Raw genomic sequence first — 13,128 nt, forward strand, 5'->3', positions numbered from 1 at the left:
TAGAATCAGCATCCATCCCGCCTGCACCGCCCGTCCGGGGCGGCATTGATCCAAATCATTGGTCCTCAAATCTTGACAAAATTGAAGGGGTTATTGGGTTTTGGCGAGTATCCGGTGGAAATAATCGGGCTGATTTTCCATGAAGAAGACGTGGTGGGTGTTGAATTCTTCGAGTGTCATCGAATCACCCCACCAGGAAACCTGTTCATAAGGGGTGTTGGATATAATAAAAGAGTTCAGAATAACATTCGGATCGCCGAGACGGGTTTCAAGGTTTTTTATGGTGCGGTAAAAGGCGATTTTCGGATCTTGCGTCCCTTGGAGATTGCGCAGGCCCTTGGGGTCGATGAAATTGATGCGCTGGGTTTTCCCTTCGAGAATCCAAAGAATAAAATCCGGATAGAAGTTACCGGCCTCGAAAAAGCCGATCCCGTGACCACGCGACATATTACGAAGCATGTAAAGCTCACGCCCGTCTTCAAAAAATTCGGGGTGTTCTTTGCAGTACGTTTGCACATCGACAACAAACTGTTGTTCACCCTGATTCAGGGCAACCGGCTTGATTTCGACATGAGAACTATTGACGTGCAAAAGCGGCTTATAAAGGTGGCGGTCAAACTGGATGGCTTTGAAACCCTGAAATTCCAGCGGCTTGAAAACACCTTGCGCCATATCCTCTTTGAGTCCGTTAATGCGCTCGATGATTTCGGTACAGGATTTGTCAATAGCGAGCTTGTACTCCTCAATGAAATTGGGATCGTCGGGGGTCAAAATGCGGTATTCGAGTTTATCTTTTTCCCATTCGGATTTTTTATAGGTATAGAACCGTTCCGCGTATTTTTTGAGCAGGGAAACGGCAATCTCCTGCCAAAGGCGCACCTGCCGGAAGGAACCGGCTTTGGAAATATCGAGCTGTTCCGGCGGGATATAGAGCGTGTACCAATCATTATTTTTCAGCAGTTGTTCAACCTGAGTTCGTTCAATAGCCAGGTTGAACCAAGCCCTTTCATTCTTCAATTGCTGGAGTTCAAAATAAATGGAATCCAGGTCCATGAACGCGATGTGCTGAACGGTCAGTTTTCCTTCGTGCTTTACAACCGCTTCGCCTTGTCGCATGTCTCTGGCTTGAAGAACTTGAAGCTGGGGATATTTATCAACGTTCACTTTGGGAATGCGCTCGTCGGGCAACGGCGGACGCAAAACAGGCTTTTCGGCCTGCCGTTTAAAATCAACACCGTCCTGCAATTTGATGGTTTTGAGCTTTTGGGTGCCGAGCAGATTGGTAACGGGAAGAATAATTTCCTCTCGGTCGTCGGCGGTAGGCAGCCCCTCCTCTTCGAGGTAGGCTTTAAACTGGGCCATATAGTCAGCTTTGACACCAAAAATCTGCAGTGTCTCCACTTGATCGATATGAGCCGGCGCGGCAATGCCCAGCAGCGCAGTGGTACGCTTAAGGCAGTAGTCTTTCCCTTTTAAGCGGACACCGCGGCCGAAGAGCTGGATCACCTGGGCTCCCTCGGTTTTTCCCATATTCATCAAACCCATCGAAGAAACCCGCCATGAGTTCCACCCTTCGGTGAATTTTCGCGATCCAATCAGCAGATTAACCGAGCTGTTTTTGTCGTTAATGGACTGGAACAGGGAATCAGCAAATTCGCGCTCTTCTACAACCAGAAGATCGCCCGCATAATCCTCGCAGAGTTTGCGGAATTTTGCGGTGTCCCCGATATTGATCACCGCAAAGGGGTCGTTATCGGCACCGATACTCACGGCAATTTCGCCGTCGGCATTTTTGAGTTCGCTGACATGCAAGGCGGCGACGGCGTCCGCATTGAACAGGGTCTTGAGAATCTCATCGTACAGGATAGCAGGCGCATATTTCTTTTTAATGAGATAGCCGAACGTATGGTTAAACAAAGAATGCCCCTGCGCATCGGTCAAAGCATCATTTCCGGAAACCAACCGGCCCAGCAGATCCTGCATCTGCTCGCGATTGCCAATAAAGCGGGAAAGGAACAAAAGCACGTCGAGCACGTCGGAAACGGGCTTTTTCTTTTCGGTACGCACGGCGTTGACGCTGTTACCAACAAAGACCCACAGCGGCTTGGCGAGCAGGTAAGGAGCAAACTCAGCCTCTTTATCCTGATAGAGTTTGAGTTGCTGAAAAAAGGAAAGCAGAGCGGCGGCCAGATAGTGATCCTTGAGCTCCCCCTCTTCGTTGTTCGGTAGATTGTAGATGCGGTACTGCTTGCCATAACCGTCGGTATAAAACCACTTGTAGGAATAGTCGAACAGCGTGCAGCGGGCATATTGCTGCTGAAGCGCCTCATTGCCTTTAAGCGCCTGACCGAACGTGGCGGAATACTCAAAGGAAAATCCTTCGGCGCACAGCTTGTTGCGCTGTTGAAGCCAGAGCCCTTCTTCCGCACCGGACATGCCGCGGTGCCCTTCGTCGACAAATACGAGATTATTCCCTTCGAACGATTCAATCGCGAAGGTTTTTTCGCCTTTCTTTTCCTTCAGCTTATGGATGTCGATGATCTCGATGTTGTGGCCGGCAAACAGGCCGCGACTTTCGCCGGTGAACATTTCGGCCTGAATGTTGGAGAGTGAAAATTCACGCAAATGCTGACGGGACAGCCCTTCGTTGGGCGTAAGCAGAATGACGCGGTTGAGCTTTTTCTGCTTCCTGTGTTTTTTGAGGTAGTGCTGGTACTGGAGCAGGTTGACGTGCAGCAGCAGGGTTTTGCCGCTGCCGGTGGCGCACCAGAAGGCCAGCTTGTTCATTTCCTCCAGCGTGAACGGTTCGATGGCGGGCGCGTCGAGCAGTTCGGGCCGGGCGTTGAACGTTTCCAGAAATTCGTTCAGCTCGGCGAGCAGCTGTTCTTTGTCGGTGAACCAGCGATCGAGGTAGATTTCGGTAAAAAGCAGGGAAAGATACTGGAAATATTTCGGATAGAGCGGCTGACCGGCCTCCCGGTTGCGCTTTTCGCTGATGCGCTTCCAGTGGCGCACAATATTGGCGTCGTAGGTTTCGAGCTGCTCGTTGGACAGGGCGATGCGGCCAACCAGACTGCGCAGATTGTAATAGAAATGGCTGCGCCCCTCAGCATCAACCCCTTCAAACCGCGAATCGTTCAGCTCTTGGGCGAATCTGTGGAAATCCGCCACTTCAAAAAGTCTCAACATCCAGTTGAACAGCACCAGACGCTGGTCGAAACGGGCTTTTACTTTTTTGGATCCTCGTTTACGTGAGGCCATCGAACTCTCCTGAAAAACGTTTAAAATTGAATATTGCCATTCTCAACTGGATGTGGGTTACTTCCCTCGATGCCGGTTTTCCGGCAGTGACTCCACGCCTCAAGGCGGCGGATACGGTTTCTGGCCCCGTGTACCAGTTTAATCACGGGGCATCTTTTTTTCATTCATCTTTATCTTCACACCCCGGCGCGTGTAGCCGCGGATATCCTTCCTCCCCGCACAATAAGCGGAAGAAAACCGCCACCCGCCTTCTTTTCGGGACCAAAGCCATATCACATATCTTTCCTTCCATACCACATACAACCGGTCTTTTGTCTGTTGAGGAACAATCCAGCATTCCACATCATCAATATCCCCTTCCAAAATCGCCTTAATCCAACGCATTCGTTCAATCCGATCCCGTGCCACCGCCTTTTTGCTGTGGGGATTGCGGGCACGGTTCGGCGAACACCGAAACGCATGATCATACCGGTCTTCATGAAAAACCACCGGATCGCCATTGTGCAGGGTAAGTTCCCCGACTTTCCCTTTATTTAAAAAAATTTCTCGATACATTTCCCGCCCCAGCTCTTCGAGCCCCTCGTCAGAAATCCCGTTCGTATCGACTAATAATTCCTCCAACTCCACCGGCTATCTCTCCCTTGGGGTTCTAAAATGGATGTTGAAGACATTAAACTTCTGGTCAACAGAACACGAGATCGACTGAACCGTCACGGCCCGTCCCCGCTTTTCGCCAATATAGCGGATCAGGTCACGTTTTGCGGAGTCCGGGGGAAGGTTGTCGCACCAGGCTGCCGCGCAGGCTCCGGTCAGCAGATCCGCCAACTGCATCAGGCGGCTTTGATGCGAATCGATCACCGTCAGATCTGAAATCCAGGCTCGGCCCCGAATCTTATTTTCCAACACGCGTCGCAGTTCGGTAAAGCGGTCGGCCCCTTTGTTCTTCTTAAAATCAAGCAGCAGCAGGTATTCATTGCCCTGCGTCAGCCACTGGTTCAGCATTTCATAATAAAACTTATAGAACCCCAGCTCGCGGTCACTGCCGTGGAAGCGGGCATAGTCCACCTTGTCCTGCTCTACGAGAATTACGCGAAAGCAAAGCTGCTGGTGGTCGAAAAAAAAGTCAACCAGCCGCTTGTATGCGTCCAGTTTTAAGCGGCTCACCTTATGCCACTTGATTTCCGATCCAAAACCGCATTCCTCACACACGCGCCGGAAAGCTTTGGACAAAACCGGTTTGTCCTCACGAGGGAGCCAGAGCCCGCCAATGGCCATATAAGGATTGGCGCCATGGCCGTCGTGACGGCTCTCGTCACAATAAACAACCATCTTCATTAGAACCCTCCCCGGGGAACATGCGGAGCATGAATTCTTCTTCGATGAGGCGGACTTTCCAGGTCTGCTCGTCCTTGCGCAGGTTTTCGAGGTGATTGTCGCCGTTGACGTAGATGATGTCGAACTCCATGTCTTTGGTGCTGTAGCCCTGTTTCACAAACCAGTCGTTCAGGGCTTCGCTGTCTGTTTCGGCCACCCTGCGCCAGAGCACGAGAATTTTTTCGCCCGCCAGATTTTCACCGGTCAGCACGGTGACGCCCTTAATGAGATCCTGCGTCTGCACCTTGAGGCCGATCAGGTAATTGAAGGTTTCGATCAGATCCACGTTGACGGGTTTTGTTTCGCCGACGGAGCCGGTCGCCACCTTGAGCGAGTACGAAAACGGATCGGCGAACGCGCTTACATTGAGCAGGCTGCCTTTGCACTCCACATCGAGCATATAGTGCAGCGTGTAGTCTTCCTTAAGCGCCGCATTCTTTTTGAGCAGATCGTCCTGTTCCGCCGTCCGCTTCAGCTCCAGATTGTTCAGACAGTCCTCATACGATTCGAGGCGCAGGTATTTAAAGCAATGGGAAATTCCAGACTTTGGATCGGTCGGCTTACCTTTTTTCCAATCTTTGGAAAAGACCACTTTCTGAATGCGCGGCTTGAGCACCGTATCGAAATAATCGCCCATTTCAATGAGTATGAATTTACGCTGGCCGGGATACTCTCGATTCAAAGACATTAGTCCATGGCCTGCTGTGCCTGAACCAGCAAAACAATCCAAAACAAAACCTTCTTTTTCCTCAACTGAGTAAAAGATCCACTCAGCAAGCTTTACGGGTTTTGGATAATCGATCATTCCTCCTAAACCCAAATTTTCGAGCTGAATGCTTCCATCACTTTTCAGACTGATAATTGAGCGGAGTAAAAATGATTCTACTTCTTTCAGATAGTTGATTGAACTCGGCTGAATTGTTTCTTTGGGAGAATACCAAATCCGTCCTTTGAGAACGCTGCCGTCTGGAAGTTTGTATGTAGGACCATCCGCTTCTGCCTTACGGAATGTATCCTCCTTCCAGCGCCAGCCACGATCTGGGATGGGGACTGGTTTCCCAGTTGCGGGACTGATGACTTCATATCGGGGCCCTTCTGTTTTTGCATTTGGCCACGACATATTAATTTTTCCAAATATTTCATAGTTGGGATCGAGCTCACAATAGAGGGTGATTCCGCGATCAAAGCCCTGCTTTTTGTAGAATTTCTTAAGTGCCTTCTGGGCAGAAATTAAATCCCTTTTTGCGGATTTCTCCTTACGGATAAGCTCATAGATATCCTCGAGAGCATCCTTTCTCATCACGAAACCGCGATCTTTAGAACGTCGCAGCTTTTGGTCTTTGGCAAACAAATAGATGTACTCATGAATGTTCCCAATTCCTTTGTCGTTTTTGGGAACACGCTTATTCCAAGTAATAGTTTCCACATGATTTTCTTCACCAAATACGGACTGAAGAATGTGTCCAAAATTCAAAAACTCATTCTCATCGCAATTCGCAAAGAGCGAACCTTCAGCATCTAAAAACCAATACAGATTACCAACTGCTTGGTTCATCATAGTTGCCCACGATGAGGACTGATAATTGTCTTTGTAAGCAAACCCATCATCACCAGTATTATAGGGTGGGTCAAAATAGACACATTTAACCTGTTCTCGGTAACGCTCCTGTAAAAGATTCAACGCCTGGAAGTTTTCTGAATGAATGAGAAGTCCATCGGTCTGCTCGTCGATGTTGTCGATGGCTGCGAGCAGCTTTTGCTTAAATTCGGCATCGTAAAACGCGGTGTCGATCACCATGTAGGGAAACGCCTTCAGGTATTCGACCGTTCCAAGGTCTGGAACTGTGTTGTCGCCCAGTCCCAATTCATCCTGCCCGTTTTTTGTGTCTTTTTGTGCCTTTTCGCGGCCAACTAAAAATCCCAGCTTTTCCCACTCGGCCCATTGCGCTTTGTTGGCCGCAATTTCGGGATACAGGTTTTCCGGCACGCGGTCGAGCGTGATGCACCAGTTGGATTCGACGACGAATTTTTTCTTGAGCCAGAGTTTTTTCTGGAACTCTTCCAACTGGGCAAGAAAATCAATCAGTTTGTGGGCAATGCCGCGCAGCACGCGGATCTGGACAAGATAGCTTTCGACGCGCGGCGCGGTTTCGTGCTCGATGTCGTCGAGGTGCATGACCTCGTTTTTGATGTAGAAGTCAAGCTCGCGCCGCAGGAATCCGCCGAGGTCCTTGTGGATGAAATAGTCCATGGAGTTCTTGGCGGTGTAGTCGACCAAATGTTTTTCGAGCACCGTACGATCCTTGCGCTTTTCTGTGGGCTTGGGCGCCAGCAGTTTGGGCGCAAAAGCACCGAAGTCGGCGGCGTGCTCCTTCACATAATCGACACAGGCGGTAATGAAAGCTTCCTGCTTGCGGTTGTCGGGGTCGGCGCGGTATTCAAAGCCGAGCACCACTTCATTTTCCAGAATCTCTGTTTTTTCGGGATTGAAGATGAAAAGGCGCTTTTTGTCGTCGGCCGCTTTGCGGTTGTCTTTTTCGATGTCGGCTTCGACGAGTTTGAAGTGCAGGCGGGGCGCGTCGTCGCCTTCGGCCAGCCGGACGGTGTAGTCGCGCAGGTTTTCGGAGGATTTGATGTAGTACTGGTCTTTGTTGGCCCAATGCAGCACCACTTCTTCGCCTTCGTAGGGAATGGCATAGACGCCCTCTTTGTAGCGGCGCATGGAAATGAAGTCGCCGGCGTCGTAATAGCGGGAAAAAAAGCGGATCAGGTGGGAATAGATCGCGTCCTCGGTCTTGGCCAGATCAACCGGTTCGCCCAGCCTGGCCTTCAGTTCCTGCACCTTGGGCACGGTGTCGGGATCGACGCCCAGCGCCTCGGCCTGCTTGATGGCCTCAGCCAGTTCGGCGCTGCCATTATCTTTGAGTGCGGCCAGTCCGGCCTTTACCTGCGGTAGCAGATCTTTATCGAGAAAGGTTTCAATTTCAGCCTGTTTGGCGTGCATGACGCGGTAGAAACCGAAATCGAGATCGGGGCGGTCGAGCTGAAAGAGCTCCCGCAGTTTGCTTTTGAGTTGGTCGAGTTTCGTTGCCATATCTTTTATCCTTTTAAATCACGCGCCATCGAATCGTAAAAAGACGCTGTTTTTCTGTCTTCTGAGAAAGGCGCTTTTCCAAGTCTTCGATCAGAAGGTCTCTTTTTTGCTCTATTTCGTCTTCCACATCAAAAATCTTCTGCCGCTGCCGGCGTTTTTTCTTTTCGAACTCACGGATTTTCATCTGGAGCGCTTCCTGCTCTTCGAGCGTAACCGCTTTGCGGGCTTCGCGGTTAAGCGCCTTGATCTGATCTTTTGTTTTCTGGAGTTCTTTCTGGGCAGCGAGCTCCAAATCTTCCGCCCATTTCCAGAGCCGTTCGCGAGCTTCGTTGAAATGTTCACTGTTTCGCTCCAGTGATTGTGCGAGTACGCCGTTGGCATGGCGTTCAGCTTCTTTATCGAGGCGCTCGACAACGGCATCCGGCATTGAGGACAGGGGTGCCGAATTTCCGCTGCACTGAAACAGTTTTTCAAATTCTTCCTGAGACAAGGCGGGGCCGTCATCAACAAACCCGGAAAAGAGCAGGTGTTCTTCTATGTCGCAACTGTCAATGATGAGCTGCTCAAGCACCAGCCAGCCGCTTTTCCCTTTCAGCACCTCCACCTGCGAAATTTTGACGGGATGGCTGGAAACATCAAACGTGACTTGAGCTTCAGGCGTTTCAATGGTACGCCCCTGTTCTATCACATATTCTCCCAGCGGATGGGACAGTCGGTAGAGGAATTCGCCGGGCAGATTAGTCTGCTTTTTTGAGATCAAACAGTATTCCCCGGGACGGATACCGTCTTGGGGCGGTTTATCCAGCTGAAACTTCAGGGCGGTTTCATCAAAGGATGCACAAGAATGCAGAACGTATCTGCTCAACGCCCAAAACATACGCGAGAAACGATCTAAAAACTCCTGCGAGTCCAGAAGATGCACGCGTAGGCGCTCGTGCACATCGGCATCGAAATTTTCCAGCAAGACCCGGCGCGTATTCGTCATGCGAACCTGTATGCTTTCCTCAAATTCATCCTGGAGACGATCAAATGCCGCCTGGATTTCTTCGGGTGATCGGCACTCCTGGTAGATCTCCAGTATACGGCGCTCAAAATCGATTCCGGATTCTATGACACCCAGAACTTCGTCCGAAGCGCCGAAAACGCCTTCGAACAGATTGAATTTGTGTTGAAGCAGCTCATAAACACGGCAATCGGCTTCATTCTTTTTATTCAGAAAGTTGACCACAACAACATCATGTCTCTGTCCGTAGCGGTGGCAGCGCCCAATGCGCTGCTCAACCCGTTGCGGATTCCACGGAAGATCGTAGTTGACAACCAAAGAACAGAATTGAAGGTTGATCCCTTCTGCTCCGGCTTCTGTAGCAATTAAAATTTCCGCCTGTTCTTTAAATCGATCCAGCAATGCCGTGCGCACGTCGACGGCCCGCGATCCCGTGACACGTCCTGTTGTTCGATTCACTTTTTTCCAGTCTTCGTAATACGCGCTGGCCTCCGCGTCGGAATTGGTTCCATTAAAAGAAACCACCTTTCCCTTAAAACCGTTGTTTTCCAAAAATGTTTTTACATAATCCTGCGTACGGCGGGACTCTGTAAAAATAACGGCTTTACGGGCAGCCCCCGATTTTGCCATTTGCTCAAATCCGACATCCAGCGCCGTGAGTAACGATTTTGCTTTGGTATCCACGCCGATATTTTGCGCCCATTCAATGAAGCGACCCAGCTCATCGATTTCAGATTGGAGCTTTACCAGATCAATTTTTTCCATGCTCCGGGAACAATCCCCTTCAAAATCGATAAGACTCTGCTCATCACCCAGAACATCTTCGAGAATTTCGTTTTCCAGCTCTTCTTCCTGAAGGATGCTTTCAATGATCGGCGTATCCTGTTCGGTTTCCTTTAAGGCAATGAGCCGTTTACGCATGGCCTCCAGAGTTCCGGCCACGGCCAGCGGCGAAGAGGCCAGCAGCTTGCGAACAATCAGCGCTGTCAGGTGCTTTTGCCGGTACGGCATGGCATAGGTGTCTTTGCGCTGAAGGAATGCCGATACTGCTTTGTATAGTTTCTGCTCCTGATCGGTCGGTTCAAACGGGCGGGTAATCAGTTTCCGGTTGGTATAGGGCACATATTCCTGGACCTGTTCACGCAATGTGCGTTTACAAAACGAACCCAGACGCTGCTTCAGACCGAGCAAGTCGCCATCCGAGTTCATGTATTGAGTTCGAAATGAAGGAACATCCGCAAAAATTCGCTCATCGAGCAGTGAACAAAGTCCATACAGTTCCAGCAATGAATTTTGCAACGGTGTTGCGGTCAGTAAAATTTTTCGAGCATCCTCCAAAGCAAATCGGATATTCTGCCCGATGCGGTTGCTCTCACGATAGGAATTCCGCAGTTTGTGCGCCTCATCAATCACCGTCATGTCCCACTGTACAGCCTGGACCAAATCCGCATTTCGGGCGGCGAAGTGCATGGAGCAGATAATGATTCTTTTTCCGTCAAACGGATTAATCGATCCGTCTTTCTGCGCATCCCGAAATGATTTTGAATCGAGCACAATGGACGGCAAATTAAATTTTTCATCCAGTTCCAAAGACCACTGTTTACGCAAAGCGGCGGGACAAATAATCAGCAGCTTGCGCTTACGTTCTGCCCATAACTGGCAAAGTACCAGACCGGCCTCAATGGTTTTTCCTAATCCGACCTCATCGGCCAGCAAAACGCCTTTGGTCAGCGGAGAGCGCAGCGCAAACAGCGCAGCATCGATCTGATGCGGGTTCAGATCAACGGCGGCATCAAAAAGAGAACGCGAAAGGCGCTCAACTCCCTCTCCGCCCTGCTTCATAAGCTCGTAAGCATAGTATTTTGCGTGATATCCGGTTAACATAGGTATAATTTTCCAATGGTTGGAACTATTTTACATAAAAGTTCCGAGCTTTGGATAAGGAAATAAAAAGAAGATCCAACCCGGCACTGTCAATATTCGTGTTAAACGGGTCAAGGATCAGAGCCGCCCAAGCTCTACCTGGATAAAATACCGACCTGTTTTTCTGTAATCAGCGGCAAAAAGGTAGGATTCGACGGTCTGAGAGCACTCGAAGAGCCCTCACAGAGTCTGCTATACCGGTTCTGGTTCCGTCCCGTATGATGATCCGCCAAAGCTCCGGAACATCTAAAGCGACAGACGCATCTATAGCGTTAGATCGGTTCCAGATAGCTCTTTAAATCGTCCACCGCCCTTATTACTCCCCAAGAATAAAACTAATGCAACAGTCAGGAAGACACAAAAGCAGTGCTGCGGCAAACCAGAGCTCTGTGCCCTTGGAATTTTCCCAACCTTTGGGAAATTTTTCTCTCAGCGGACCGGGTGCAAAGCCTGATCGATTTGACCCCTGATTTGGCGGGCGGCCTGTTTGGGGTCGGGGGCCTGGCAGATGGCGGAGACGACGGCGAGGCAGTCGGCGCCGGCGCGGATGACGTCGGCGGCGTTGTCGGCGCTGATGCGGCCGATGGCGATGAGGGGTTTGTCGGTGCGCTGACGGATAGTGCGGATGCCGTCGAGGCCCCATTCGGTGATGGTATCGGTTTTGGTCGGCGTCTTAAAGACGGGGCTGATGCCGAAGCAGTCGGAAAGTTCCGCGTCCTGCGTTTCAAGCTGATCGAGGTGCTCAATGGAATAGCCGAGCGAGCCGCAATCCGCCCAGACGGAGCGAATGTGAGCGGGGGCAATATCGCTGCGGCCGACGTGAATGCCGAAGGCACCGGACTGCATGGCGACATCGAGATTATCGTTGATGATCAGGGGAACATCATAGGACTGCAGCATCGTCTGCAGGCGTTCTGCTTTGTGGAGAAATTCGTCGGGCGCGGCGTGTTTTTCGCGCAGCTGCACGAGATCGACACCGCCCTGTACCGCCTGCTCGGCGACCTCAACAAAATCGCGCCCGGAGCAGTCGGCCTCGGAGATCACCAGATATAAGCGATAGGGAAACGGATCGGCCATGGTCAGCACGCGATGCGCAGGGTGTTTTTGAATTCGTCTTCGGTCAGATTGTAAAGTTTATCAAGCAGGTTCATCTGCAGACTGCCGGGACCGCTACTGGATTTTTCGGCGAGTTCACCGGCGATGCTCAGCAATGCAACTGCCGCAGTCATCGCTTCAATTTTACTTTCAGTCACCGCGAGAAAGGCGCCGATCAGGGCAGTGGCGGAACAGCCGAGTCCGGTAACGCGTGTCATCAGCGGTGTACCGTTGTGAATCTGAATAACGGACTGGTCGGAGACTATAAAATCGGTTTCGCCGGAAATGCCCACCACCGCTCCGGTGAGTTTATGGAGGGCCCGCGCGGCATCCAGTGCCTCCTGACTCTGCGCGGTGCTGTCGACCCCTTTGGTTTTGCTTTGATTCGCATTGGCCAGCGCCAGAATTTCGGAGGCGTTGCCGCGAATCGCCGTCGGGCGCAGGGCGATGAGCCGCGATAATACCTCATCGCGATACGAAGTGGCTCCGGCACCGACGGGATCGAGAATCCACGGTTTTTTAAGCGCCCGCGCCCGGCAGGCCGCCTGCAGCATGGCATCGGACCACGCATGATCCAAGGTTCCGATATTCACCACAAGTGCGCTGCAGAGCGCAACCATTTCATCTATTTCCTGGAGGGCATGAGCCATGATCGGCGAGGCCCCGACCGCCAGCAATGCATTGGCGGTATTATTCATCACCACATAGTTGGTAATATTGTGTACCAGCGGAGACTGAGTGCGAACGGTAGAAATATGTTTCCAAAGTTTTTCTTTCATCGTTTTCGATCCGGCAAAGGTTAATCATAAAAAAAGCGTAACCCTTAAAGAGCTACGCTTTAACCTTCACCGGATCAACTCCGGAAACGGAATAATCCGTTCATTCAGCGGTTCCGGGAATCGGACTGCAGTCCCGGCGGCACAAAGTGCGGCAGCCGCTCCGGATCGCGGCGGTTATAACCGATCCGTTTCCGCATCGGATTCCGGGTCTGTACGGTCCACCGGATCAATTCCCCGACAATACAAATCGGTGCAACCGCCAGCAGCGAGACAAACAGGACCTCAGAGAAACGGGCATCGATCATCCGATGCGCAACCAGGGCCACAATCAGCCCGACGGCCGGTGCCAGCAGCAATGCGCCAAACGTGATGGCATCGCCTGCAGTTCTATCGCTTTCTCGTTCTTTCATGATGTTCGTTTTCATGGTCTGTTTTCCTTTCTTCAAAAATTAAAAATTTCATTCACCGGAATCACGGCACCGGCTTTATCCGGCACCGACGAATCTTCATCTTTCTTTCAGTATAAATATTAAATCTTTTTATTTTTATTTAAGATAAAACCCGTTCTTCCGTTCAATTGCCCCGGCTTATAGATCATC

At 50.9% G+C, this 13,128-nt stretch carries 8 protein-coding genes; all 8 read right to left on the bottom strand.

Features of this window, described 5'->3' with window-relative positions; genetic code table 11:
• Positions 1-90 precede the first annotated feature (90 nt).
• A complete protein-coding gene (locus EGM51_09455; protein QBG47607.1) occupies positions 91-3,261 on the bottom strand; it encodes a restriction endonuclease subunit R in 3,171 nt (1,056 codons plus the stop codon).
• 138 nt (positions 3,262-3,399) lie between these two features.
• Entirely contained in the window at positions 3,400-3,882 is a 483-nt protein-coding gene (locus EGM51_09460; GenBank protein ID QBG47608.1) for a hypothetical protein, read from the bottom strand.
• Positions 3,883-3,891: 9 nt separating this feature from the next.
• Positions 3,892-4,596, bottom strand: coding sequence for a DUF3800 domain-containing protein (locus EGM51_09465; GenBank protein ID QBG47609.1), 705 nt, complete (start codon positions 4,594-4,596; stop codon positions 3,892-3,894).
• Positions 4,574-7,729: a site-specific DNA-methyltransferase gene (locus tag EGM51_09470; protein ID QBG47610.1), complete on the bottom strand. Its 3,156-nt coding sequence runs from the start codon at positions 7,727-7,729 to the stop codon at positions 4,574-4,576. The genes EGM51_09465 and EGM51_09470 overlap by 23 nt, the downstream gene beginning before the upstream one ends.
• Before the next feature lie 13 nt (positions 7,730-7,742).
• Positions 7,743-10,616, bottom strand: coding sequence for a DEAD/DEAH box helicase (locus EGM51_09475; GenBank protein QBG47611.1), 2,874 nt, complete (start codon positions 10,614-10,616; stop codon positions 7,743-7,745).
• Between the two features lie 468 nt (positions 10,617-11,084).
• Positions 11,085-11,732 (bottom strand): thiamine phosphate synthase, encoded by a 648-nt coding sequence (gene thiE / locus EGM51_09480; GenBank protein ID QBG47612.1) that lies wholly within the window; start codon positions 11,730-11,732, stop codon positions 11,085-11,087.
• A gap of 2 nt (positions 11,733-11,734) precedes the next feature.
• Positions 11,735-12,529 (bottom strand): hydroxyethylthiazole kinase, encoded by a 795-nt coding sequence (locus tag EGM51_09485; GenBank protein QBG47613.1) that lies wholly within the window; start codon positions 12,527-12,529, stop codon positions 11,735-11,737.
• A 104-nt stretch (positions 12,530-12,633) separates the two neighbouring features.
• Positions 12,634-12,954, bottom strand: coding sequence for a hypothetical protein (locus EGM51_09490; protein ID QBG47614.1), 321 nt, complete (start codon positions 12,952-12,954; stop codon positions 12,634-12,636).
• Between the last annotated feature and the right edge of the window lie 174 nt (positions 12,955-13,128).

This window comes from Verrucomicrobia bacterium S94 (genome assembly GCA_004299845.1).
Lineage (GTDB): Bacteria > Verrucomicrobiota > Kiritimatiellia > Kiritimatiellales > Pontiellaceae > Pontiella.